The sequence below is a fragment of the Streptomyces koelreuteriae genome, from assembly GCF_018604545.1.
GTDB classification, from domain to species: domain Bacteria; phylum Actinomycetota; class Actinomycetes; order Streptomycetales; family Streptomycetaceae; genus Streptomyces; species Streptomyces koelreuteriae.
The window spans coordinates 3,631,801-3,655,465 of record NZ_CP075896.1 but is presented as its reverse complement, the minus strand read 5'-3'; the positions used below and the strand labels follow the sequence as shown (position 1 = coordinate 3,655,465).

At 70.4% G+C, this 23,665-nt stretch carries 26 protein-coding genes; 19 read left to right on the top strand and 7 right to left on the bottom strand.

Going from position 1 to position 23,665, the window contains the following annotated elements:
* Positions 1 to 83: 83 nt before the first annotated feature.
* From KJK29_RS16285 to rpmB, 3 genes are all read right to left on the bottom strand, one after another.
* Complete coding sequence (locus KJK29_RS16285; protein WP_215119883.1) at positions 84 to 611, bottom strand: hypothetical protein; 528 nt, start codon at positions 609 to 611, stop codon at positions 84 to 86.
* 472 nt (positions 612 to 1,083) lie between these two features.
* A complete protein-coding gene (rpsN, locus tag KJK29_RS16280) occupies positions 1,084 to 1,389 on the bottom strand; it encodes a 30S ribosomal protein S14 (protein ID WP_215119882.1) in 306 nt (101 codons plus the stop codon).
* Positions 1,389 to 1,625: a 50S ribosomal protein L28 gene (gene rpmB, locus KJK29_RS16275; RefSeq protein WP_215119881.1), complete on the bottom strand. Its 237-nt coding sequence runs from the start codon at positions 1,623 to 1,625 to the stop codon at positions 1,389 to 1,391. The genes rpsN and rpmB overlap by 1 nt, the downstream gene beginning before the upstream one ends.
* A gap of 64 nt (positions 1,626 to 1,689) precedes the next feature.
* On the opposite strand from rpmB, the gene rpmG reads away from it, so the two are divergent.
* The 5 genes from rpmG (at position 1,690) to KJK29_RS16250 (ending at position 4,391) form a co-directional block, all read left to right on the top strand.
* On the top strand, positions 1,690 to 1,854 hold the full coding sequence (gene rpmG, locus KJK29_RS16270; protein ID WP_184594658.1) for a 50S ribosomal protein L33: 165 nt from the start codon (positions 1,690 to 1,692) through the stop codon (positions 1,852 to 1,854).
* Between the two features lie 2 nt (positions 1,855 to 1,856).
* Positions 1,857 to 2,114 (top strand): type B 50S ribosomal protein L31, encoded by a 258-nt coding sequence (locus KJK29_RS16265; RefSeq protein WP_215119880.1) that lies wholly within the window; start codon positions 1,857 to 1,859, stop codon positions 2,112 to 2,114.
* Positions 2,115 to 2,145: 31 nt separating this feature from the next.
* A complete protein-coding gene (locus tag KJK29_RS16260; protein ID WP_215124308.1) occupies positions 2,146 to 3,333 on the top strand; it encodes a CobW family GTP-binding protein in 1,188 nt (395 codons plus the stop codon).
* A 6-nt stretch (positions 3,334 to 3,339) separates the two neighbouring features.
* Complete coding sequence (gene rpsR, locus KJK29_RS16255) at positions 3,340 to 3,576, top strand: 30S ribosomal protein S18 (protein WP_215119879.1); 237 nt, start codon at positions 3,340 to 3,342, stop codon at positions 3,574 to 3,576.
* A gap of 596 nt (positions 3,577 to 4,172) precedes the next feature.
* The gene (locus KJK29_RS16250) at positions 4,173 to 4,391 is read left to right on the top strand and encodes a DUF397 domain-containing protein (protein ID WP_221299255.1); all 219 of its coding nucleotides are present in this window, start codon (positions 4,173 to 4,175) and stop codon (positions 4,389 to 4,391) included.
* A gap of 93 nt (positions 4,392 to 4,484) precedes the next feature.
* Here KJK29_RS16250 and KJK29_RS16245 read toward each other — a convergent pair whose 3' ends face one another.
* Positions 4,485 to 4,988, bottom strand: a complete 504-nt coding sequence (locus KJK29_RS16245; protein WP_215119878.1) for an ATP-binding protein — start codon at positions 4,986 to 4,988, stop codon at positions 4,485 to 4,487.
* 343 nt (positions 4,989 to 5,331) lie between these two features.
* Between KJK29_RS16245 and KJK29_RS16240 the strand changes: the two genes are divergently transcribed.
* The 5 genes from KJK29_RS16240 (at position 5,332) to KJK29_RS16220 (ending at position 11,139) form a co-directional block, all read left to right on the top strand.
* A complete protein-coding gene (locus tag KJK29_RS16240; protein WP_215124307.1) occupies positions 5,332 to 6,156 on the top strand; it encodes a helix-turn-helix domain-containing protein in 825 nt (274 codons plus the stop codon).
* Positions 6,157 to 6,288: 132 nt separating this feature from the next.
* Positions 6,289 to 7,752 (top strand): aldehyde dehydrogenase family protein, encoded by a 1,464-nt coding sequence (locus KJK29_RS16235; protein ID WP_215119877.1) that lies wholly within the window; start codon positions 6,289 to 6,291, stop codon positions 7,750 to 7,752.
* Positions 7,753 to 8,007: 255 nt separating this feature from the next.
* Positions 8,008 to 8,457, top strand: coding sequence for a nitroreductase family deazaflavin-dependent oxidoreductase (locus KJK29_RS16230; RefSeq protein ID WP_215119876.1), 450 nt, complete (start codon positions 8,008 to 8,010; stop codon positions 8,455 to 8,457).
* Positions 8,458 to 8,641: 184 nt separating this feature from the next.
* Positions 8,642 to 10,258: an FAD-binding oxidoreductase gene (locus tag KJK29_RS16225; RefSeq protein WP_215119875.1), complete on the top strand. Its 1,617-nt coding sequence runs from the start codon at positions 8,642 to 8,644 to the stop codon at positions 10,256 to 10,258.
* A 26-nt stretch (positions 10,259 to 10,284) separates the two neighbouring features.
* The gene (locus tag KJK29_RS16220) at positions 10,285 to 11,139 is read left to right on the top strand and encodes an aldo/keto reductase (RefSeq protein ID WP_215119874.1); all 855 of its coding nucleotides are present in this window, start codon (positions 10,285 to 10,287) and stop codon (positions 11,137 to 11,139) included.
* A gap of 74 nt (positions 11,140 to 11,213) precedes the next feature.
* Here KJK29_RS16220 and rfbA read toward each other — a convergent pair whose 3' ends face one another.
* Positions 11,214 to 12,089, bottom strand: a complete 876-nt coding sequence (rfbA, locus tag KJK29_RS16215) for a glucose-1-phosphate thymidylyltransferase RfbA (RefSeq protein ID WP_215119873.1) — start codon at positions 12,087 to 12,089, stop codon at positions 11,214 to 11,216.
* 180 nt (positions 12,090 to 12,269) lie between these two features.
* On the opposite strand from rfbA, the gene KJK29_RS16210 reads away from it, so the two are divergent.
* Together KJK29_RS16210 and KJK29_RS16205 are read left to right on the top strand one after the other, a co-directional pair.
* A complete protein-coding gene (locus tag KJK29_RS16210) occupies positions 12,270 to 12,599 on the top strand; it encodes an acyl carrier protein (protein ID WP_321170415.1) in 330 nt (109 codons plus the stop codon).
* A gap of 198 nt (positions 12,600 to 12,797) precedes the next feature.
* Positions 12,798 to 13,640, top strand: coding sequence for an AfsR/SARP family transcriptional regulator (locus KJK29_RS16205; protein WP_435283828.1), 843 nt, complete (start codon positions 12,798 to 12,800; stop codon positions 13,638 to 13,640).
* Positions 13,641 to 13,729: 89 nt separating this feature from the next.
* Here KJK29_RS16205 and KJK29_RS16200 read toward each other — a convergent pair whose 3' ends face one another.
* Complete coding sequence (locus tag KJK29_RS16200; protein ID WP_215119872.1) at positions 13,730 to 14,587, bottom strand: class I SAM-dependent methyltransferase; 858 nt, start codon at positions 14,585 to 14,587, stop codon at positions 13,730 to 13,732.
* Between the two features lie 188 nt (positions 14,588 to 14,775).
* On the opposite strand from KJK29_RS16200, the gene KJK29_RS16195 reads away from it, so the two are divergent.
* From KJK29_RS16195 to rdmE, 5 genes are all read left to right on the top strand, one after another.
* Positions 14,776 to 15,213 carry an ester cyclase gene (locus KJK29_RS16195; protein ID WP_193483074.1) on the top strand — a complete coding sequence of 146 codons (438 nt, stop codon included), beginning with the start codon at positions 14,776 to 14,778 and terminating at the stop codon, positions 15,211 to 15,213.
* Between the two features lie 70 nt (positions 15,214 to 15,283).
* Positions 15,284 to 16,399 carry a methyltransferase gene (locus tag KJK29_RS16190; protein ID WP_215119871.1) on the top strand — a complete coding sequence of 372 codons (1,116 nt, stop codon included), beginning with the start codon at positions 15,284 to 15,286 and terminating at the stop codon, positions 16,397 to 16,399.
* Between the two features lie 4 nt (positions 16,400 to 16,403).
* Positions 16,404 to 17,300 carry an anthracycline biosynthesis tailoring methylesterase RdmC gene (rdmC, locus tag KJK29_RS16185; protein ID WP_215119870.1) on the top strand — a complete coding sequence of 299 codons (897 nt, stop codon included), beginning with the start codon at positions 16,404 to 16,406 and terminating at the stop codon, positions 17,298 to 17,300.
* A gap of 32 nt (positions 17,301 to 17,332) precedes the next feature.
* On the top strand, positions 17,333 to 18,046 hold the full coding sequence (locus tag KJK29_RS16180; RefSeq protein ID WP_215124306.1) for a class I SAM-dependent methyltransferase: 714 nt from the start codon (positions 17,333 to 17,335) through the stop codon (positions 18,044 to 18,046).
* A 56-nt stretch (positions 18,047 to 18,102) separates the two neighbouring features.
* On the top strand, positions 18,103 to 19,698 hold the full coding sequence (gene rdmE, locus KJK29_RS16175) for an aklavinone 12-hydroxylase RdmE (protein ID WP_215119869.1): 1,596 nt from the start codon (positions 18,103 to 18,105) through the stop codon (positions 19,696 to 19,698).
* 143 nt (positions 19,699 to 19,841) lie between these two features.
* Here rdmE and KJK29_RS16170 read toward each other — a convergent pair whose 3' ends face one another.
* On the bottom strand, positions 19,842 to 20,882 hold the full coding sequence (locus tag KJK29_RS16170; protein WP_251057820.1) for a Gfo/Idh/MocA family protein: 1,041 nt from the start codon (positions 20,880 to 20,882) through the stop codon (positions 19,842 to 19,844).
* 162 nt (positions 20,883 to 21,044) lie between these two features.
* Here KJK29_RS16170 and KJK29_RS16165 point away from each other — a divergent pair, with 162 nt between their 5' ends.
* Together KJK29_RS16165 and KJK29_RS16160 are read left to right on the top strand one after the other, a co-directional pair.
* Entirely contained in the window at positions 21,045 to 22,382 is a 1,338-nt protein-coding gene (locus KJK29_RS16165) for a cytochrome P450 family protein (protein ID WP_251057819.1), read from the top strand.
* Positions 22,379 to 23,665, top strand: coding sequence for an activator-dependent family glycosyltransferase (locus KJK29_RS16160; protein ID WP_215119868.1), 1,287 nt, complete (start codon positions 22,379 to 22,381; stop codon positions 23,663 to 23,665). The genes KJK29_RS16165 and KJK29_RS16160 overlap by 4 nt, the downstream gene beginning before the upstream one ends.

Genomic DNA, 23,665 nt, shown 5'->3' with positions numbered 1-23,665 from the left:
CGGTGAGCGGTTCCGATGGATGGATCATCTCGGACGGACGGACCCTCACGCACCCGGGCAGGCCGCCCTGCGGAGTCGCACTCCTACCCGAGTCCGCCCGTGGGCAGTCCGGTCGGCAGCTTCGTGCCCTTCTCGGCCTTGGTGTAGGTCTCCTCGCCGACGCCGCCCTCCCAGGTGACCTTCAGGCTGCTCTTGTCGAGGGAGTCGACCATGCCGGTCGTCCGGTCCTTGCTGCCGTCCCCGCACTTCAGGCGGATCATCCGCATGCCGGACTCCTCGCCCGCGGTGCCGGTGCACACGGTCCCGCCGGTCGCGAAGATCGCGGCCTGCTTGCCGGTGATGACCAGGGCCACGGCCTTGCCGTCGGTCGTCGCGAGCCAGCTGCCGGCCAGCGTGTCGGAGCCGGAGTCGGTGCCCGAACCGGAGCCGGAGTCGCCCGCGCCGTCGGACGCCGAGGCGGACGGAGCCGGGCTGGACGCGGAGTCGTCCCCCGAGCCGCTGTCACTGCTGCACGCGGAGAGCGCGAGCGCACCGGCCAGCCCCGCGGCCGCCGCCGCGACCCGCAGCCGTCGACGCGCTCCCGTGCGACGAGAGAAGATCACCGAAGTCACTGCAGCCCCCAAGCTGTAGCCGGGCGGCCCGGACGCAACCCGGCCGACCCCTGTGCCGGAACGACCGAAGCAAGCTACCAGGGCCCGTCAAGAGGCCCGGGGGACGACCCCACTCGGCTCCTACCGGCCGGCCTCCCGGGGGTGCCGCCCGCCGTCCGGCTCGTACCAGGAGGGCTACCCCGGTAGGGGGCGCCTCGCTGGCGTTCGGCCGACCGGTCCCTCCCGGCCGAGAGGGGTGCGCCGAGTGTCCGGGCGCCGGCGGAGAGGCGGCCCGGGGGCGGCCGGGGTGCTCGCAGTGGGGTGGCCTACTGGCGTGGAGCGGCCCTGGTGTCTGGCTCCCCCCCCAGGACGACCACCCCAGCGGAAGCCCTCGGCCGTTCGGCCTCACCGGAACAGCCGACCCAGCGGAAGCTCCCGCCCCGCCTCACCGGCACAACCGCCCCGCAAGCCCCCGCCCTCACCTCACCTCACCTCACCAGGAAGACTTCCGCACCCCCGGCAGATACCCCGCGTGCGCCTGCCCCCGCAGACTCACCCGGGACAGGCCGAACGTCCGGAAGTAGCCGCGCGGGCGCCCGTCCACCTGGTCGCGGTTGCGTACGCGGGTGGCGCTCGCGTCGCGTGGTTGCCGGCGCAACTCCGCCTGGGCGGCGAGGCGTTCCGTCTCCGTCGACGACGGGCGGCGGACGATCTCCTTCAGTTCGGCGCGACGGGCGGCGTAGCGCGCGACGATCTCCTGGCGCTTGTCGTTCTTCGCGATCTTGCTCTTCTTCGCCATCAGACCCTCACTCCCCGGGCGCGGATCCGGGCGACGGCCGCCTCGATGCCGATCGTGTCGACGGTCTTGACCGCCCTGGCGCTCAGCCGGAGGCGTACGTACCGGCCCTCGCTCGGCAGCCAGTAGCGCTTGGACTGGATGTTGGGGTCGAACCGGCGGGACGTGCGCCGGTGGGAGTGCGAGATGCGGTTGCCGAAGCCTGGCTGCGAGCCGGTCAGCATGCAGTGCGCGGACATGGTGGTGACGTACCTCTCTGACTCACGTGATGTAAATGGAATTCATTTTCAGTAGTGTAGCGGCATGGCACGCAACGAACTCCGGCCGGTCATCAAGCTCCGGTCCACCGCCGGAACCGGCTACACCTACGTGACCCGCAAGAACCGCCGCAACGACCCGGACCGCATGACCCTGCGCAAGTTCGATCCGGTCGCCGGCCGCCACGTCGACTTCCGAGAGGAGCGCTGACCATGCGCGAGGGAATCCACCCGGAGTACGGCCCCGTCGTCTTCCGCGACCGCGCCGCGAACTACGCGTTCCTCACCCGCTCGACCCTCTCGGCCCGGGCGGGCGAGAAGACGATCGAGTGGGAGGACGGCGCCACCTACCCGGTCGTCGACGTCGAGATCTCCGACGCCAGCCACCCCTTCTACACCGGCACCGCCCGTGTCCTGGACACGGCGGGGCGCGTGGAGCGCTTCGAGCGCCGGTACGGAAAGAAGGGCTGACCCGGTGACCGACCCCACCGACCCCACCGGCATGTCCGTCGTCCTCGTCGGCGGGCTGCACGCCGACGCCCGCAGGGCCGCCGTCGCACGGCTGCTCGCCGACGTGCCCGGCAGCGTCGCCCTCCACCACGACCTCGCCACGGCCGCCGCCGGCACGGTCGTACGGACCGTGCGGGACGCCACCGGCCTCCTCGACGCGGGGGAGGCGCCGCTCGTCAACGACTGCGCCTGCTGCGCCCTGCGCGAGGACCTGGTCCCGGAGCTGGAGCGGCTCGCCGACGCCGGGCGGACGCCGCTGGCCGTCGTCGAGCTGTGGGACTCCGTCGAGCCCAAGGCGATGGCCGAGGTCGTCACGGCCGGCGGGCTCACCGTCACCGGTGTGTTCACCGCCGTCGACCCGGCCCTGGTCCTGCCGTACCTCGGCAACGGCGACGACCTGGCCGACGGCGGTCTCGCCGCCGCCGCGACCGACCAGCGCACGGTCGCCGACACCTTCGCGCGCCAGCTGGAGTACGCCCCCGTCCTCGCGGTCGCCGACTCCCCGGAGGCCGACGACGAGGACCGCGAGCTGCTCGCGCAACTGCACCCGACGGCCCGACAGGTTCCGATCGGGCAGGGGGAGTCGGGGGGAGGGCCGGCCGACGACGGACTGACGGTGCCCGCCCCGCGCCGGCGCCCGCGGTCGCCGCTGGCCGAGGCGGCCCTGGCCGGCTTCGACGTGGAGGCCGCGGCCGCCGCCCAGCACCCCGCCTGCGCCCTGCTGCCCGCCGAGGCCGACGCGCACGGCGTCTCCACCCTGGTCTGGCACCGGTGCCGCCCCTTCCACCCCGAGCGGCTCTACGCCGCACTGGAGGACCTGACCTGCGCGGCGGCCCGCAGCCGGGGCCGGTTCTGGCTCGCCGACAAGACCGACACGCTGTTCCACTGGGACGCCGCGGGCGGGGCCCTGTGCGTGGAGAGCGCGGGTCCCTGGCTCGCCTCGCTGCCGGACGCGGCCTGGGAGATGGTCCCGCCGGTGCGCCGCGCCGCCGCCGCGCTGGACTGGCACCCCGAGCACGGCGACCGGGGCCAGCACCTCGTCTTCACCTCGCCCGGCCTCGACCGGGACGGCCTGGAGCGGCTGCTGGAGTCCTGCCTGCTGACCGACGCCGAGTACGCCGCCGGGCGCGACGCCTGGCAGCGGCTGCCGCACGCCTTCGACACCCTCCTGGAGGTCTGATCCCCGATGCCCCGCACGTCCGACCGCAGGCTCCCCGCCAAGAACCGTCCCAATCCGCTGGACCAGGCCGGGATCACGTACATCGACTACAAGGACACCGACCTGCTGCGGAAGTTCGTCTCCGACCGCGGCAAGATCCGCAGCCGCCGGGTCACCCGGGTGTCGTCGCAGCAGCAGCGGCAGCTCGCCAAGGCGATCAAGAACGCGCGCGAGATGGCGCTGCTGCCGTACGCCTCCCGCTGAGATCCGGCCCGGGTGAGGTTCCCCACGCTTGACGTGTGGGGGACATCATGCCTGTGCTCCGGGCCTTCGACAGGCGCACGCCGGGCGGACCGTGAGGGCCTCATCGGCCGACCGCGTATCCGCCGATGAGGCGAGCGGGACACCGGCCCGCAGGACGACGTCCCGGTCCTGCGAGCGGCCCATTTCTCCCTGCTCCCGCAGGTCACGGTCGTCTTCCGCATCGAGCCCGGCCCGCTGCCGCCCGGTCCCCGGGCCGCCCGCCGCCAGCTCCCTCTTCTCGGCCGCGGCCCCCGCGGGACCCTCCGGCTCCGCCGCCGAGCGGATGCTCCGCCTCCACCGGACCTCCGCCGAACCCGCCGACTTCCCCGTCTGCCTCGGGGAACGCGCGAGAAGGCAGGGCCGTCAAACATGCGAGGGCTTCGGTAAAGCGGTCGTCAAAGCTGTAACCGCAGGACCACCCCGCGTGCACGTGCATCTGCTCATGCATCCGCACATGAACAGGGCTATGATCCGGGTCAGTTGACCACTGCATCAATGGCCACATAAGCCAGTGCACCACCGGGGAGCGACCTGTGGACCACGACGTGTACAACGGGATGGCGGCCGCCGGGCTGAACGGTGTGGCCTGGCAGAAGAGCCGGCACAGCAACTCGCAGGGCTCGTGCGTGGAGTTCGCCCGGCTCCCGGGCGGGGAGGTGGCCGTACGCAACTCGCGCTTCCCCGACGGACCCGCGCTGGTCTACACCCGTGCGGAGATCGAGGCGATGCTGCTGGGTGTGAAGGACGGCGAGTTCGACCACCTCGTGGGCGGCTGACGCGTCGGCGAACCCCCTATAAACCGGGGGTAATCGGAAATCCACCCGCTGTAACGCGCGTAGAACCGCGGCGCCAGGAAGCGCCGCGGTTTCTTATTCGCTGCCGGCTCGCGGCAGCCGGAACAGCGCCCAGACCACCTTGCCGCTGAGGGCGCCCGCGAGCGGGTGCCAGCCCCAGCTGTCGCTGAAGGAGTCGACGAGGAACAGCCCGCGGCCCGACTCGGCCGAGAAGTCGTCGGTCTCCCGGGCGACGGGACTGTCGTGACTGGGATCGCGTACCGCGCACACCAGACGCTCGGTCCAGCGCATCAGGTGCAGCCGCACCGGGGGCTCCCGGCCCGCGGCGCACGCGGTGTTGGCCGGCAGGCCGTGCCGCAGGGCGTTGGTGACGAGTTCTGAGACCACCAGGCAGACGTCGTCGAAGCGGTCGCCCATGTCCCACTGGTCGAGGGTTCCGCGGGTGAATCGCCGTGCGTCGCGCACCGCTTCGTAGCGGGCGGGCAGAGCGCAGGAGGCGGCGTCGGACACGGCCGCTGGATCAAGCGGCGGAAGGCCCTGCCGTAACGGCTCGAGCATGGTTGATCCATTCGTCCCCATGCGAGGCACTCCCGGGAATTCGCGGTCGGTGCGATGCGGCGGTGGTGCGGGACCATGGTTTCGGATGCGTTCAGCAGATGCAAGGGCAGATGCACGTGCAGGTGACCGGAATGAGCCGTCCCGTACCGCTTGTTGGTCAATTTTTCCGTCAACTTGGCGCCTTGCTCCGGTCGTTCCTTCACCTTCTTCTTGCATGCGCGCGCGTGCGTTCTCCGATGCGATTCCGTTTCCGTAACCGGACGAGTACTGCTCGGAGTGTTTTAGTGGCAGACTTCGGCCCCTGAAGACGTTGGGGAGGCTGGCGAACGTGAGCGCGGGAGAGCCGGGATCGGTGGTGCGGCGCATGCTGCTCGGATCACAACTCAGGCGTCTGCGTGAGGCGCGGGGCATCACGCGCGAGGCGGCGGGATATTCGATCCGCGCCTCCGAGTCGAAGATCAGCCGGATGGAGCTGGGCCGGGTGAGCTTCAAGACGAGGGACGTCGAGGACCTGCTCACGCTGTACGGCATCACGGACGAGCAGGAGCGCGCCTCCCTGCTGTCCCTGGCGAAGGAAGCCAATGTCGCGGGCTGGTGGCACAGTTACTCGGACGTGCTGCCCAGCTGGTTCCCGACCTACGTCGGCCTGGAGGGCGCCGCTTCCCTGATCCGGGCGTACGAGGTGCAGTTCGTGCACGGCCTGCTGCAGACCGAGGCGTACGCGCACGCGGTGGTCCGGCGGGGCATGCAGGGCGCGAGCGAGGCCGACGTCGAACGGCGGGTGGCGCTGCGTCTGGAGCGGCAGAAGTACCTCGTCGACGAGCGGGCTCCCGACTTCCACATCATCCTGGACGAGGCCGCCCTGCGCCGCCCCTACGGCGACCGCGAGGTGATGCGCGGCCAGCTCCAGCACCTCATCGACATCTCCGAGCGGCCCAATGTGCGGCTCCAGGTCATGCCGTTCAGCCTCGGCGGCCACTCCGGCGAAAGTGGCGCGTTCACGATCCTCAGCTTCCCGGAGTCCGACCTCTCGGACGTCGTCTATCTGGAGCAGCTCACCAGCGCGCTGTACCTCGACAAGGCGGAGGACGTCGCCCAGTACGAGAAGGCGCTCAAGGAACTCCAGAGCGACAGCCCGGGCCCTTCGGAGAGCCGGGATCTTCTCCGGGGGCTCCTCCAGCTTTCCTGAAGGGGCAGCTTTCCTGAAGGTTCCTCAACTCTCCTGAAGGACTCCTCCAACTCGCTTCAAACGCAAGTACGATGACGTGTGATCAGATCGTGAAGAAGCGATCAGAGGTCTGCTTAGGGATCGAGGGATCACATGTCGTCGTCCTACTTCACCGACCTTGCACAGCAGTACATCGACGGTGAGTGGCGCCCGGGTACCGGCTCCTGGGACATCATCGACTTCAATCCGTACGACGACGAGAAGCTCGCGTCGATCACCATAGCCACGGTTGACGAGGTCGATCAGGCGTACCGGGCCGCGGCCCGGGCCCAGAAGCAGTGGGCGGCGACCAATCCGTACGCCCGCCGCGGCGTCTTCGAGAAGGCCCTGCGCCTGATCGAGGAGCGCGAGGCGGAGATCTCCGAGGCCATCATCGCCGAGCTCGGCGGCACCCGGCTGAAGGCCGCCTTCGAGCTGCACCTCGCCAAGGAGTTCCTGCGCGAGGCGGTCCATCTGGCGCTGCGCCCCGAGGGCCGGATCATCCCCTCGCCGGTGGACGGCAAGGAGAACCGCGTCTACCGCGTGCCGGTCGGTGTCGTGGGCGTGATCAGCCCCTTCAACTTCCCCTTCCTGCTGTCGCTGAAGTCCGTCGCCCCGGCGCTCGCGCTCGGCAACGCCGTGGTGCTGAAGCCGCACCAGAACACCCCGATCGTCGGCGGTTCCCTGGTCGCGAAGATCTTCGAGGACGCGGGGCTGCCCGGCGGTCTGCTGAACGTCGTCATCACCGACATCGCGGAGATCGGCGACGCCTTCATCGAGCACCCGGTCCCCAAGGTCATCTCCTTCACCGGCTCCGACGCGGTCGGCCGGCACGTGGCGACCGTCTGCGCCCGGCTGTTCAAGCGCTCCGTGCTCGAACTGGGCGGCAACAGCGCGCTGGTGGTCCTCGACGACGCCGACATCGACTACGCGGTGGACGCGGCCGTCTTCAGCCGGTACGTCCATCAGGGCCAGGTCTGCATGGCCGCCAACCGTGTGCTGGTCGACCGGTCGGTCGCGGACGAGTTCACCGAGAAGTTCGTCGCCAAGGTGAAGACCCTCAAGGCGGGCGACCCGCGCGACCCCGAGACCGTCATCGGCCCGGTCATCAACTCCTCGCAGGCGGACGCCGTCTCCGGCGTGGTCGAGCAGGCCCTCGCCGAGGGCGCCACGGCCCTGGTGCGCGGCGGGCGCACCGACAACCTGGTCGAGCCGTCCGTGCTGACCGATGTGCCGGCCGACTCTGCCCTGCTGAAGCAGGAGGTCTTCGGCCCGGTCGCGTTCCTCGTCCCGTTCGACGGCGAGGAGGAGGCCGTACGCCTCGTCAACGACACCCCGTACGGCCTGAGCGGTGCCGTCCACACCGGGAACATCGAGCGGGGCGTCGCGTTCGCCCAGCAGATCGACACGGGCATGTTCCATGTGAACGACGGCACCGTCCACGACGAGCCGATCGTCCCCTTCGGTGGCGAGAAGCACTCGGGCATCGGCCGGCTCAACGGCGACACCATGCTGGACTCCTTCACCACGACCAAGTGGATCTCGGTGCAGCACGGACGCAGCGGGTTCCCCTTCTAGAGCCCGTCCGCACGGCGCCCGGCGGCCGGTCGAGGCCGACTCGAGACGTGGTCGAGAGCGACGGCCGGTGTCCGGAACTCGTTGCGTGAGGCCGCCCCGGCGCAGCATGCTCTTACCGCGTCCGTCAGGGCAGCCGGAAGCAGTTGCTCAGCACAACTCCCCCTCGAATCACGTGATTTGAGGGGGAGTGCTGGGTGATACTCAAATTGGAGTATCCGGTGGTACGTTGTGCCCACCGACGGACGGAGTGAGTGCATGCACGAACAGGACGAGGTGCTCGACAGCCCGACCGGCTGGGTCGCTACGCATGTGCGTCGATACGTGGCCAGCGAGGGTTCGAAGGGGCACATCTGGTACGGCAAGCCCACGCTGCTGCTGACCACGCGGGGACGCAGCTCGGGGGCGCTGCGGCGGACCGGACTGATCTACGGGGAGGATCAGGGCAACTACGTCGTGGTCGGGTCCAACGGCGGATCCGACCATCATCCTCACTGGTATCTCAACCTGCTGGCGGAGCCGCGGGTGCGAGTGCAGGTGGCCGCGGACACGTTCGAGGCGGTCGCCAGGGAGGCGGAAGAGGGGGAACGGGATCGCCTGTGGGAGGCGATGACCGTGATTTTTCCGCAGTACAAGAGCTACCGGAAGAAGACCGACCGGAAGATCCCCGTCATCGTGCTGGAGCCACAGGAGCCCGCACAGGACTGAGGGGTGTCCGACGCCTGAAGGTGAGGCGGCGGCTACGGCGATGCTCGGGGGAGTGCGCGTCGGTCGAGGACCCGGTTCGACCCGGGTCCCGCGCGCGGACGGCAGGGGGCCGTGCCGTGAGGGGGGACGCGTCATCGTGCCGTTCCACCCACTCGTTTCTCATCGAAGGGTTGGGTGTTGTGCCATGGGCGGATTCAGTCGTCGCGGATTTCTGAGAACGACCGGGGCCGGTGCCGCGGCGGTCGCCACCACGGGGGCCGCCGCGGCACCGGCCGAGGCCGCGCGGGCCAGGGCCAGGGCCAATGTGTGCGTGCCGGAGTCGCCGGTCACGACGGTCGCCGCCGCCGACCCGCGGTACGGCGAACTGGTCAGCAGGGGATTCAACGCCCGCTTCGTCGGGGCGCCGGACCTGGTGCACGTGGTCCACACGCCGAAGCAGATCGACCAGGTCGTCACGGACGCCGTGGCGGCCGGGAAGCGGATCGCGGTCCGCAGCGGCGGGCACTGCTTCGAGAACTTCGCCGACCACCGCGACGTGCGCGTGCTCATCGACACCTCGCCCATGCGCGCGGTCTACTTCGACAAGGAGCACCGGGCGTTCGCCGTACAGCCCGCGGCGACCCTGGGCGAGGTCTACCGCACGCTGTTCTACGACTACGGTGTGACCCTGCCCGCCGGGGTCTGCCCGCAGGTCGGGGCCGGCGGGCATGTCGCCGGTGGCGGATACGGGCCGCTGACCCGTCGTGACGGCACGGTCGTCGACCATCTGTACGGCGTCGAGGTCGTGGTGGTGGACGCCAACGGCAAGGCCCGCACCCTCACCGCCACCCGTGAGCGGGACGATCCCCACCACGACCTGTGGTGGGCGCACACCGGGGGCGGCGGCGGCAACTTCGGCATCGTCACCCGCTATCTGTTCCGTACGCCCGGCGCCTCGGGCGACGACCCCGCGGGCCTGCTGCCCAAGCCGCCCACCCGGCTGCGCTCCACCTATGTGACCTGGTCGTGGGCCGATCTCGACCTGGCCAAGTTCACCCGGCTCGTCACCAACTTCAGCAAGTGGTACGAGCAGAACCACGCCGACGCCCGCTACGGCAGCCTCTACAGCACCCTGCACCTCAACACCCACGCGATCGGCTCCATCTCCCTGGACATCCGCTTCGACGGCGGGCGGGCGGACGCGGCCGAGCTGATCGAGCGGTACGTCGCCGCCGTCAACGCGGGGACCGGACTGGAGCCGGCCGTCGAGCACACCGACGACCTCTGGCTCCAGGCGACCCTCGGGGCACGGTTCGACACCGGCGGGTACGACCGGCACAAGTCGAAGAGCGCCTATCTCAGGCGGTCCTGGACGCCCGAGCGCATCAAGACCGTCCACAAGCATCTGACCGACCCGGCGTTCGAGGGGTGGGGCGCCGTGGACCTCTACTCGTACGGGGGGAAGGTCAACACCGTGGCGCCCGGGGCCACCGCGGTGCCGCAGCGGGACTCGATCCTCAAGGCGTGGTTCTCCGCGACCTGGATGGATCCGGGCCTCGACGACGTGCACCTGAACTGGATCCGCGAGCTGTACCGGGACGTGTTCCGCGACACCGGCGGAGTGCCCGTGCCGAACGACGACCACGACGGCTGCTACATCAACTATCCCGACACCGACCTGGCCGATCCGCGCTGGAACACCTCGGACGTGCCCTGGCACACCCTCTACTACAAGGACGGATACCGCCGCCTGCAGAAGGTCAAGGCGAAGTACGACCCCCGCGGCGTCTTCCAGCACCCGCTCTCCGTCCGGCTTCCCTGATCCCCGGCTGAAAGGAAACCGTCACCGTGCGACCCGGCCGAGCCGTCGGTACACACATCACCCTGGGAGGCGACCTCACCGTGGGCCGGCTCGGCTTCGGGGCGCTCCGGCTGACGGGACCCCACCACTGGGGCCCGCCGACCCGGCCGGACAAGGCCGCCGAGGTGGCACGGTGCGCGGTGGAACTCGGCGCGACGTTCATCGACACCGCCGACGTCTACGGGCTCGGCGCCAACGAGGAGTTGCTCGCGTCGGCGCTCCACCCCTACGCGCCGGGCCTGGTCGTCTCCACCAAGGCCGGTGAGGTCCGGCCCAGCCCCCACCAGTGGCGGGTGCTGGGCCGCCCCGACTACCTCCGCCAGCAAGCGGAGTTGAGCCTGCGCCGACTGCGGCTGGAGCGCATCGAGCTCTTCCAGCTGCACCGGGTCGATCCCCAGGTGCCGCTGGAGGACCAGGTCGGGGCGCTGAAACAGCTCCAGGACGAGGGGAAGATCCGCCACATCGGCCTCTCCGAGGTGACGGTGGAACAGATCGAGCAGGCCCGCGCCGTGGCCCGCATCGTGAGCGTCCAGAACAAGTACAACCTCTACGACCGGCGCTACGAGAAGGAACTCGACCACTGCGAACGCGAGGGCATCGCCTTCATCGCCTGGAAGCCGCTCGCCGGTACAGCCCGGCCGGCCCCCGACAGCGCCCTCGCCCGGGTGGCGAAGCAGACGGGTGCGACCACGACCCAAGTGGCCCTCGCCTGGCTGCTCCACCGCTCCCCGGCTCTGCTGCCCATCCCGGGCACGGCTTCCTTGTCCCATCTGCGGGCCAACATGGCGGCGGGGGAGATCGCCCTCGACGATGAGCAACTGGCCCTGCTCGATGGGGAGTGAGAGGCCGGGACGAGATCAGGCCGGGGGCAGCGCCCCCGGCCCTGACCGGATCCAGAGCTGTCGCCCCGGGTCGGTCACACGCTCAGTTCGTTCGCCACCGCCATGACGTACTCGCCGTATCCCGAGCGGGACAGTTTCGCCCCGAGGCGGTGGCAGGCGTCGGCGTCGATGAAGCCCATGCGCAGGGCGACTTCTTCGAGACAGGCGATGCGGACGCCCTGGCGGTCCTCCAGGGTCTGGACGTACTGGCCGGCCTGGAGGAGGGACTGCGGGGTGCCGGCGTCGAGCCAGGCGAAACCGCGGCCGAAGGTGACGAGTTTGGCTCGGCCCTGTTCGAGATAGGTCCGGTTGACGTCGGTGATTTCCAGTTCGCCGCGGGCCGACGGGCGTATTCCGCGGGCGATCTCCACGACGTCGTTGTCGTAGAGATAGAGCCCGGTGATGGCGAGATTCGAGCGGGGTTTTTCGGGCTTCTCCTCCAGGGAGACGAGCCGGCCTGATTCGTCGACCTCGCCCACGCCGTAGCGCTCGGGATCGGTGACCGGATATCCGAAGAGGACACAGCCGTCGAGGTCCCGGGAGTGCACGTCCAGGAGATCGTAGAAACCGTTTCCGTGGAAGATGTTGTCACCGAGGACGAGGGCGACCGAGTCGTCGCCGATGTGGTCGGCCCCGGTGAGGAACGCCTGCGCCAGTCCATTGGGAACGGGCTGTTCGGCGTAGGTCAGGGAGATCCCCAAGTGGCTGCCGTCGCCCAGCAGTTGGCGCAGCTGAGGGATGTCGCCGGGCAGGGCGATGATGAGGATGTCCCGGACGTCGGCCAGCATCAGCGCCGACAGAGGGTAGTAGATCAACGGCTTGTCGTTGACGGGAAGCAACTGCTTCGAAACAGCCAGGGTGATCGGGTGTAAACGGCTGCCATAGCCGCCTGCCAGCACAATTCCTTTCACTGGCTCCTCCTTAGTCTGGGCATTCTCCGCGACAGTAGGCCGGGAGTCTCCCGGCGGACAACAATCGCCCCGCCGATATCGACCGCGATACGAGGTGAGACCGCCATGGTCACCTTCTGTTCAAGTCCGCTCGATCGGTTCTCGAGTCTGTTCCTTCCAAACCTGCATAGGGTGCACTTCATGGCCGTTGTTGACCCTGACGGCCTGGCACCGAAGGAACGAGAGGTATCGACCGCAAGGGGAGGAAGAACCGTCGTGGCGGCACTGACGAGCGAGAAACTCTTTGCCATCCTGCGTGAGTGCGCGGGGGAAGAGGAGTCCGTAACCAGCGCGGAAAACGCAGTTGACATGGAATTCACAGACCTCGGGTACGATTCGCTGGCCCTTCTGGAGACCGCGGCCCGGGTCTCGCGCGAGTACGACGTGGAGATCCCCGAAGAGGATCTTTCCGAGGTGACGACCCCCGCCGGGTTTCTGGCCGTCGTGAATACGCTGCTGAAGGTGGCTTGATTCATTCGGCGGCGCCCGTCGCACCAGGGCCGTTCGTTGATTGCACAACCGGTTTGTTGCCCACGCAACGAAAATTCCGGCGCTGACAGCGCTTTCCTTTCTGGCGACATTCTGTTCTCCCTGTGGGGAACTTGTGAACCGCCTGAGGCGTTGGGGCTCGGTAGACCAGTAGCTTTCTGCGATCTATGGGGGAACGTCGTGAAGCTGGGTGTTTTAGGCCCACTTTCCGTGCAGGTCGAAGGTGATCTGCACACTCCGAGCGCACCAAAGATGAGAAGCGTTCTGGCCACATTGCTGGTGCACGCCGACCAGGTGGTCCCCGTGTCGTCACTGATACGCGAACTCTGGGACGAGGAGCCTCCGGTCAGCTGCCTGACCACGCTGCAGACCTACATCCTCAACCTGCGCAAGTTACTGGCGTCCGCGACGGGAATGACCGCCCGTCAGGTCGCCTCCGAGATCCTCGTGACCCGGTCCGGCGGTTACCTCTTCCGGACCACCCAGGGGGATCTGGACGTCCACCGGTTCCATCAGCTCGTCTCGGACGGGCGCCGGGCGCTGTCGTCGGGGGACGACAGCACCGCGCTGTCCACCCTCTCCAGCGCGCTGCAGCTCTGGCGCGGACCCGCACTGGTGGACGTCGTCGCCGGCCGGATCCTCGAAGGCCGGCGCCAGCAGTTCGAGGAGTCCAGGCTGGTCGTCCTGGAGTACCTCGTCGACACCCAGCTGCGGCTCGGCATGTACCGCGAGGTGCTCACCGAGCTCGCGGCCCTGACGGCCGACAACCCGTACCACGAGGGCCTGCACGCCCAGTACATGCGGGCCCTCTACCTCAACGGCCGGCGGGCGCAGGCCCTGGAGCTCTTCCAGCGCCTGCGGGTCAACCTGGTGAACCATCTCGGTCTCGAACCCGGTCCGATGGCCCAGGAGCTGCACCGTTCCATCCTCAACGCGGAGTCGATCGACGCGCAGGGCAACCTCCGCAGGCCCACCGGGGACATCGTGCGCATGTCGTCCTCCGGCGCGGTGCGCGTCTACTGACACCACGTGGAGCCCGGTCCGAGGGGTGGACCGGGCTCCACGTGCTCCGTGGCGGCCGCCCGAAGCCGCCTCGGTCCGCTCCCGTCCGCTCAGTCCGCGATCGACGCGCTGACGAAGCGGACCGGGGTGGGCAGATGGAGCGGGCCCTCGCCCCGCAGCCGGTCCAGCTCGGTGGTCAGACGGTGGCGCAACTGCCGGTTCTCGTACTCCGGGAGGTGCTGCCAGAGCAAGCGCATTCCCTGGGTGTGGGACCAGTCGACCCATGTCTCGCCGTCCGGCGCGCGCAGATCGATGTGCTCGTCGGCGATCTCCACGTCCTCGAAACCGGCGTCGATCATCGTCCGGGTCAGGTCGCCGGTGTCCTGAAGCCAGCTGTTGAACCGCCGCTTCAGCGCGTCCGGCCGCCAGTCGGCCGGCAGGTTGCGCAGCAGCCGCTCGGGGATCAGTTCCGTGAACACGGGCGGCAGGAAGGGGAACGTGTCCTCCGTGAAGACCGGGCTGGTGAAGGCGATCCGGCCACCCGGCCGCAGCAGGGCCGCGTACCGGGGGAGCGCGGCGGGAGCGTCGGGCAGGAAGATCAGGCTGTAGCTTCCGGTCACCACGTCGAAGGAGGCGGGCGGGAAGTCCGGGTGCTCGCCGTCCATGACCCGGACCTCCACCTGCCGGGCGCCGAGCGCGGCGGCCTGCCGGCGGGCCTCCTCGACCATGGCCGGAGCGATGTCGATGCCGAGCACATGGCCGGACGGGCCGACCCTCTCCGCCGCCACGAACAGGGACGCGCCCCGGCCGCATCCCACATCCAGAACACGCTGCCCGGGCCTCGGATCGGCCCTTTCCACCAGTCGCCGGCCCATCGGTGTGAAGAACTCGACGCCCAACTGGTCATAAGTCGCCGCGGCATTGTTGAAAGCCTCGGTGACCGTCGATTTGTACTTCGTCTTGTCCATGGGTCCTCCGGGTGACGAAAGCCGACCCGACCACCCTGGCCCGTCCCTCTGAAATGTGAGTCGGAAGGCGCTCGGTGGCCGCTCGAAACCGGCTTGTCGACGGGTCGAGGCGGTGCGGAAAAGGATTGTTGCGGAGAGATGGGGAAGTCAGGATGAACTCCATCGACGACCGACAAGGAGTGCCGACCGTGAGCGATCGCATCGACATTGTTCGCCGCATGGTGAACAGCTACAACACCGGAAAGACGGACGACGTCGCCGAGTTCATCCACGAGGAGTACCTCAATCCCGGCGCCCTGGAACACATGCCGGAACTGCGCGGCCCCGAGGCGTTCGCACTCGCGGTGAAGTGGCTCAAGCTGACTTTCTCCGAGGACGCGCATCTGGAGGAGATCGGCTACGAGGAGAAGGGCAGCTGGGTGCGGGCGAAACTCGCCCTGTACGGACGTCAGGTGGGCGAACTCGTGGGAATGCCCGCCACCGGGCGCAAGTTCTCCGGCGAACAGATCCACCTCATCCGGATCGTCGACGGAAAGATCCGCGACCACCGCGACTGGCCGGACTATCTCGGCACCTACCGCCAGCTCGGCGAGCCCTGGCCCACCGAGGAGGGCTGGCGCCCCTGAGAGGTCCTTCGGAAGGACCCCTGAGCAGCGCTTCCGCTCCGGAACACCGACGCCCAAGGGAAGGAACACGGTGAGCTCTTCCGCACCCGGGGAACCCCTGGAACCGACCGACCAGGACCTCGACGTACTCCTGAAGAACCTCGGCAACCTGGTGACCCCGATGGCCCTGAGGGTCGCCGCGACGCTCCGTCTGGTCGATCATCTCCTGGCCGGAGCGGACACCCTCGCCGGCCTCGCCGACCGCACGGGCGCCCACCCTCAGGCGCTCGCCCGCCTGGTCCGGCACCTGAGTGTCGTCGGTGTCCTGGAGGGCGGGGAGAAACCGGACCAGCCGCTGCGCCCCACCCGGCTCGGGATGCTCCTCGCCGACGGCCATCCGGCCCAGCAGCGGGCCTGGCTGGACCTCGACGGGGCCGTCTCCCACGCCGACCTGGCCTTCACCGGGCTCCTCGACGTGGTCCGCACCGGCCGCCCCGCCTACGCCGGGCGGTACGGGCGGCCCTTCTGGGAGGACCTCTCGGCGGACGTGACGCTGGCCGACTCCTTCGACGCGCTGATGTCCTGCGACGAGGACCTGGCCTACGAGGCCCCGGCCGACGCCTACGACTGGTCGGCGGTCCGGCACGTCCTCGACGTGGGCGGCGGCAACGGCGGCATCCTCGCGGCGATCGCCCTGCGGGCCCCGCATCTGCGGGGCACCCTGCTCGAACTCGCGGGCCCCGCCGAGCGCGCCCGGCGCAGGTTCGCCGACGCCGGTCTGGCCGACCGGGTCGCGGTGGCGGAGGGCGACTTCTTCAAACCGCTGCCCGTCACCGCCGACGTCGTCCTGCTGTCGTTCGTCCTGCTCAACTGGTCCGACGAGGACGCCCTGACGATCCTGCGCGGGTGCGTCAGCGCGCTGGAGCCGGGCGGGAAGGTCCTGGTCCTCGACCGCGCCGATGTCGAGGGCGACGGCGCCGACCGGTTCTTCAGCACCCTGCTCGACCTGCGGATGCTGACGTTCATGGGCGGACGGGTGCGCACCCGGGACGAGGTCGTGGCCCTGGCCGCGTCGGCCGGTCTCGCCCTGGCCTCGGAGCGCACGAGCGGCTCCACGACCCTCCCGTTCGACTTCTCGATCCTCGAGTTCACGGCCGTGTCCGAGGAAGCCGCCCCGGCCTCCGAAGCCCTCCCAGCACAGGAGTAGACACATGTCCGAACGCATCGTGCCGAGCGGGGACGTCGAGCTGTGGAGCGACGACTTCGGCGACCCGGCGGACCCGGCGCTGCTGCTCGTCATGGGTGGCAACCTCTCCGCCCTCGGCTGGCCCGACGAGTTCGCCCGGCGGCTCGCCGACGGCGGCCTCCACGTCATCCGCTACGACCACCGCGACACCGGCCGCTCCACCACCCGCGACTTCGCCGAACACCCCTACGGCTTCGGTGAGCTGGCCGCCGACGCGGTCGCCGTCCTCGACGGCTGGGGCGTCGACCGGGCCCATGTGGTCGGCCTGTCGATGGGGGCGACCATCACCCAGGTCGTCGCGCTCGACCACCACGACCGGCTGAGCAGCCTGACCATGTTGCTCGGCGGCGGCCTCGACATCGACTTCGACGCCAACATCGAGCGCGTGATGCGCGGCGAACCCACGCTGGACGGCCTGCCCGGGCCCCAGCAGCCGTTCCTGGACGCGCTCGCCCTGATGAACCAGCCGGCCGAGGGACGCGCCGCCGAGGTGGCCAAGCGCGTCAGCAAGTGGCGCATCCTCTCCGGCACGGGCGTGCCGTTCGACGACGCCGAGTACGCGCGGTGGGAGGAGCGGGCGATCGACCACGCGGGGGGTGCCCTCGCCGAGCCGTACGCGCACTACTCGCTGACCCTGCCGCCGCCGGCCCGGGCCGCCGAGCTGCGCGATGTCACCGTGCCGACCCTGGTCATCCAGGCCGAGCACGACCCGATCGCCCCCGCGCCGCACGGCAAGCACCTCGCCGGGCTCATTCCCAGCGCAACGGTGGTGGAGATCCCGGGCATGGGGCACGCCCTGCCGTCCTCGGTCCACGGGCCGCTCGCCGAGGTCATCCTCGCCCACACCCGCTCGGCGGTCTGACCGTGGCGGACGAGCAGCGGGCGGGAGAGACGATGTACGGGGCGGACCTCGCGCGGGTCTACGACCTGGTGCACCGGGAGCGCGGCAAGGACTACCGGGCCGAGACCGAGGCGGTCGCCGCCGCGGCCCGGCGGAGCAGGCCGGGGGCCGGGCGGCTGCTGGACGTGGCGTGCGGCACCGGTGGGCATCTGCGGCACTTCGCCGACCTCTTCGAGCATGTCGAGGGAGTGGAGCTGTCCGCGCCGATGGCCGAGGAGGCCCGGGCCGCGCTGCCCGGGGTGAGCGTGCACGCCGCCGACATGCGCGACTTCCGCCTCGGCGCCACCTTCGATGTTGTGACCTGCATGTTCGGCTCCGTCGGCTATATGACGTCGGTCGCCGAACTGGGCCAGGCGCTGACGATGTTCGCCCGGCACCTGGAACCGGGCGGGGTCGCCGTCGTCGACCCGTGGTGGTTCTACGAGACGTTCGCCGACGGCCATGTCTCCGCCGACATCGTCGCCGTCGACGGCGTCACCGTCTCCCGGGTCTCGCACTCCGCCCGCCGGGGCCGTACCTCGCACATGGACGTGCACTTCGTGGTCGCCGAACCCGGCGCCGGCGCCCAGCACTTCGTCGACACCCACATCATCTCCCTGTTCAGCCGCGCCGAGTACGAACAGGCCTTCCGCGAGGCGGGCTTCGAGGTCGAGTACCTGCCGGAGGCCCCGTCGGGCCGGGGGCTGTTCGTCGGCGTCCTGGTGTGAACCGGCCGACGCGCAAGGACCCCAGAGAACGAAGCGAACGACGAGAGAGGAGCAACATGAACGACCACGAGGTCGATGTACTGGTGGTGGGTGCGGGCCTCGGGGGCCTGTCGACGGCGATGTTCCTCGCCCGGCAGGGCGTCCGGGTGCTCGTGGTGGAGCGCAGGCCGGGCCTCTCGCCCTATCCGCGGGCCGCCGGGCAGAACCCGCGGACCATGGAACTGCTGCGCATCGGGGGCGTCGCGGACGAGGTGGTCCGGGCCGACGACATCCGCGGCACCCAGGGCGACTTCGTCATCCGGCTCGCCCAGAGCGTGCGGGGCGAGATCCTGCGGACCGTCTCGGAGAGCTTCGACGACATGGTCGCCGCCACCGAGCCCTGCACACCGGCCGGCTGGGCGATGCTGTCCCAGGACAAGCTGGAGCCGATCCTGCTCGGGCAGGCCCGGGGGCACGGCGGCTCCATCCGCTTCGACACCCGGCTGCTGTCGTTCCGCCAGGACGACGACGGTGTCACGGCCCGGCTCGCGGGGCCCGACGGTGAGTACGACCTGCGCGCCGGATACCTCGTGGCCGCCGACGGCAACCGCAGCCTGGTGCGGGAGTCGCTGGGCATCGAGCGGTACGGGCACGGCACGCTGACCCACATGGTCGGGGTCATCTTCGACGCCGACCTCTCCGGGATCATGGAGCCGGGCACGACCGGCTGGTACTACCTCCACCACCCGGAGTTCACGGGCACGTTCGGTCCGACGGACCGGCCCGACCGGCACACCCTCTTCGTCGAGTACGACCCCGACAAGGGCGAGAGTCCCGAGGACTTCACCCCGGAGCGCTGCGTCCAACTCATCGGCCTCGCCCTGGACGCCCCCGAGGTGAAGCCCGAGCTCGTCGACATCCAGGGCTGGGAGATGGCGGCCCGCATCGCGGAGCGCTGGCGCGAGGGGCGGGTGTTCCTGGTCGGGGACGCGGCGAAGGTCACCCCGCCGACCGGGGGCATGAGCGGCAACGCGGCCGTCGCCGACGGGTTCGACCTGGCCTGGAAGCTCGCGGCGGTGCTGCAGGGGCAGGCCGGGGCGGGGCTGCTCGGGACGTACGAGGACGAGCGCAAGGTCGCCGCGGAGCTGGTCGTGGCCGAGGCGCTGGCGATCTACGCGCAGCGGATGGCTCCGCACATGGCGGAGGTGTGGGACAAGTCGGTGGGGTATGCCGAGACGCTGCTCGGGTTCCGGTACCGGTCCTCTGCGGTGCTGGCCGCGGACGACGATCCGGCGCGGGTGGAGAATCCGTTGACGCCGAGTGGGCGGCCTGGCTTCCGTGGGCCGCATGTCCTGGTGTCGCGGCATGGGGAGCGGCTGTCCACGGTTGATCTGTTCGGTGACGGGTGGACGTTGCTGGTGGGGGAGTTGGGGGCGGACTGGGTCGCTGCGGCGGAGGCGGTCTCGGTGGAGCTGGGGGTGCCTGTGCGGGCGTATCGGGTCGGGGCTGGGCTGACTGATCCCGAGAGCTTGGTGTCCGAGCGGTATGGCATTGGGAAGGCGGGGGCGAGTCTGGTGCGGCCGGACGGGATTGTGGCTTGGCGTACGGATGAGGCGGTTGCTGATGCGGGGCGGGCGCTTGAGGGGGTTTTGCGTCGGGTGCTTGACCGCTGACGGAAATGGCTTCGCGCCCCGCCTGAGGATTTGGCGGGGCGCGGTGTCGTTGGCGGGTGCGGGGCGGTGGGGGTTGTTCGCGCCCACGCGGCGGAGCCGCAAATCGACGCAGCCCCGCGCCCCTAAAGGCAAAAAGCAGGGCGTCAGCTCAAGCCCATGTCCATCGCCAGGGCGTCGTGCGGAGGGGACTTCGGATCGCCGATGAGACGGGCCGCGCGGCGGACACGGTCCACCAGGAAGGCCTGGCGGCGGATCGCCGACATGTCGGCCAAAGGGCCGCCGCCCGTGAGGGCCGCTCGGACGAAGGCGTTCATCGCGTTGTAGACCTGGTTGTCCTCGGGGAGGGAACGCTCCGTGACCACGTCCTGCTGTTCGATCCTGACCACGGGCTTGAGCTGCTCGGGGGGTGTGAAGGCGCGCCGGACGCTCACCCGGCCCCGGTTGCCCCACAGGGCGTAGGTCGAGCGGTAGGAGTGCTCGAAGCCGAAGTCGAGCTGGGCCGTCACGCCCCGGTCGTCGCTCAGCAGCACGCTGCCGGCGACATCGGCGCCGGTCGTCTCGTCGACGCGCAGACACGCGCCGAGGACGTCGAGTTCGCCGGTGAGGTAGAGCTGGGCCGCCCGTAGGGGGTACACCCCGACGTCGAGCAACGCGCCTCCGCCCAGGGCCGGCTGGTAGCGGAACGAGTCCGGGGCCAGCGGCGGCACCGCGAACGACCCCGAGAAATGGCGCAGTTCCCCCACGGACTCGTCCAGCATCGCGCGTACCGCAGCATGCTGGGAATGGTGCAGGAACATGAAGTTCTCGGCGAGCACGAGTCCGAGTTCCGAGGCGGTCGACATCAGCTCGAGAGTTTTCTCGTACGTGTCCGACATCGGTTTCTCGACCAGCACGTGCTTTCCCGAACGCAAAGCCCGTAGCGCCCACTCGTGATGCATACCGGGCGGCAGCGGAATATAGACGGCGTCAAGGTCGTCCCGCTCGACGAGCGCCGCGTAATCGCCCATGCCGGCGCAGCCGAAAGCGGCCCCCACTCGCTCGGCACGGGCCTTGTCCCGGCTGGCCACCGCGACGAGGTCGACGTGGTCGTGCGCGGCGAGCACGGGCATGATCCGGCGTATCGCGATGTTCGCCGTGCCGATCACGCCCATGCGGAGCGCCCGTTGCTGACGGTGCTCTGGCATAGGGATCCTCATCACCTTGCGGGAGTCCAGTGGGTTCCACACCGTACGACCGGGAGATCAAGCACTGCTTGAGGAACGGTGGATACGGAAAACGGCAGTTCGAGTGTTCTTCTAATTCGGCCCCGTACCTTGCCGAGGTAATCGGATGACGGAGGTGGCGGGGTGACGGCGGCGACGAATGCCCTGGGGCGCGAACTGCAACTCGTCCACGCGGCACAGTGGCTCTACGCGATCAACGCGGAGCCGTTCGTACCGGGGGCGGGTGACCCGTATGCCCGGCTGGTACGGGGATTCGAGAGCGGCGAGGACGACGCGGGGGGAGCTCTCGCCTCCATCGCGGAGCGGGGGCCGGTGTGGCGCAGCCGGCTCGACACCTGGGTCGTCACCGGCCCGGCGGCGGTGCGGGAGTTGTTCGCCGGCGCGGAACCCGCGGTGTCGGCCGTGGTGCCGCAGGCGGAGGCCTGGCTGCCCGACCCGGAGCGGCAGCGGACGACCGGACTCGCCCGGGACCTGGCGCGGCGGGGCGGGACGAGGGCCGTGGGGAGGTCGGCCGCATCGCTGCGGGAGCAGGCCGGGCAGGCCGCGGCGCGGCTCGGTCCGGGCCCGGTCGACCTGGTGGGCGACTTCGCCGAGCCGCTGACCGCGGCCGCGTACGCCGTGATCCTGGACGTCCCCGAGGAGCGGCGCGCGGCCTTCGCCGCCGACCTCGCGGCGGCGGCACCGGCGGTGGACGCGCTGCTCTGTCCGCAGACGCTGGACACGACGCGGCGACTGGCTGCGGGCGTACGCGGGCTGCGGGAACTCTTCGCCGGGCGCGCCCACGCCGAGGCGGACCTGGTCCTCGCGGTGGCCGGGGCCCGTGCCGCCGCGGACCTGCTCGGCGACGCCCTGCGCGGCCTCCTCGACCGGCCTCGGGAGTGGGAACTGCTGCGCTCGGACCCCGCGCACGCGGCCCGGCTGGTCGCGGAGGTCCTGCACCGGCGCCCGCCGTGGCGGGCCTGTCCTCTGGTGGCCCTCGCGCCGGCCGAGGTGGCCGGGGTCCGTATCGAGGCCGGTGACAGCGTCACCGTCGTCACGACCACCACCGCCGGGACGGCCGGGATCGACGGGGTCGACGGGGTCGACGGGGCCAGCCGGGCCGCCGGGGCTACAGCGCCCGCCGGCACAGCCGGCACCGCCGAGCCCCCCAGCACAGTCGGCACCGCCGAGGCCCTCAACACCGGCCGAGGCGCCGGCGCCGGCGGTGCCGGCGAACCCGGCGCGATCACCGTGCTCGCCGAGGACACCAGGACCAGCGGTGCCCCGGCGCCCCTCCCCGTGCCCGCCTGCGCCACCCTGCTCCCGGCCGCTCGGGCGGTCGCCGAGTACGGGCTGGTGGCGTTGGCCGCGCGGTTCCCGGGGGTGCGGCCGGGCGGGGAGGTGGTGCGGGGGCGGCGGGCGCCCCTGACCCGGCGCCTGGTCAGGCTGCCGGCCCGCATCGGCGAGGAGGAGACGCGATGAAGGTTCTGTTCACCTCACTGGCCCACCACACCCACTACTACCCGCTCGTACCGCTCGCCTGGGCGCTGCGCACCGCGGGCCACGAGGTGCGGATCGCCAGCCAGCCCGAGCTGACCGACGTCATCACGGGCACGGGACTGACCGCCGTCCCCGTGGAGTGGTCGCTCGGCGCCCTGGAGGACCTCGGGCTGCTCGGCAAGCTCCACGACGAGGCCTCGGCGCATGTGCAGGGCTTCGACTACGCCGCCCGGGGCGAACACCCGTGGGACTACGAGCAGTTGCTGGCGCTGGAGAACATCATGGTGCCCACGCTCTACGGCGCGCTCAACAACGACACCATGGTCGACGCCCTGGTGGACTTCGCCCGCTCCTGGCAGCCCGACCTCGTCGTCTGGGAGACGTTCACCCTGGCCGGGGCCATCGCGGCCCGGGTGACGGGCGCGGCGCACTGCCGGCTGGTCTCGGGCCCGGACATCAGCGTCCGGGCCCGCAAGGAGTTCCTGCGGCTGGCTGCCGAGCAGGAGCCGGAGCACCGCGAGGACCCCACCGCCGAGTGGCTGGAGCGCACCCTGCGACGGCTGGGCTCCGACGCCGGGTTCGACGAGGACATGGTCACCGGCCAGTGGACCGTCAACACCACACCGCCCAGCACCCAGCTCGACCTGAAGCTGCCGACCGTGCAGGTGCGCCATGTGCCGTACAACGGCCCCGCGGTGGTGCCGGACTGGCTGCGGGCCGACCCCGGGCGCAGCCGCGTCTGTGTGACGCTCGGCTCCTCGGCCTCCGACGTCGGCGTCGACATGGCCGAGCTGCTGGCCCATCTCGCGGAGCTGGACGCGGAGATCGTCGCGACCGTCGACGAGGCGACCCGCGAGGCCGCCAAGGATCTGCCGGACAACGTACGCCTGGTCGACTTCGTCCCGCTCAACGACCTGCTGCCCACCTGCGACGCGATCGTGCACCACGGCGGCGTCGGCACCAAGGCCACGGCCGAACTGCACGCCGTGCCCCAGCTGATCCTGGCCTTCGGCTGGGACACCGAGGTCATGGGGCGCGGTCTGGAGGACATCGGCGCCGGTCTGTGCGTGCCGAGCGCGGATCTGCTTCCGGACGTCCTGCGCAAGCAGGTCCAGCGGCTGATCGGCGAGCCGTCGTTCGCGGACGGCGCCCGCCGGCTCCAGGAGGAACTGCTCGCGGTGCCCAGTCCCAACGAGGTCGTTCCGGTGCTGGAGCGGCTGGTCGCCGAGCACGGCACGCACGGCTCAGTCCACGACCGAGGGTGA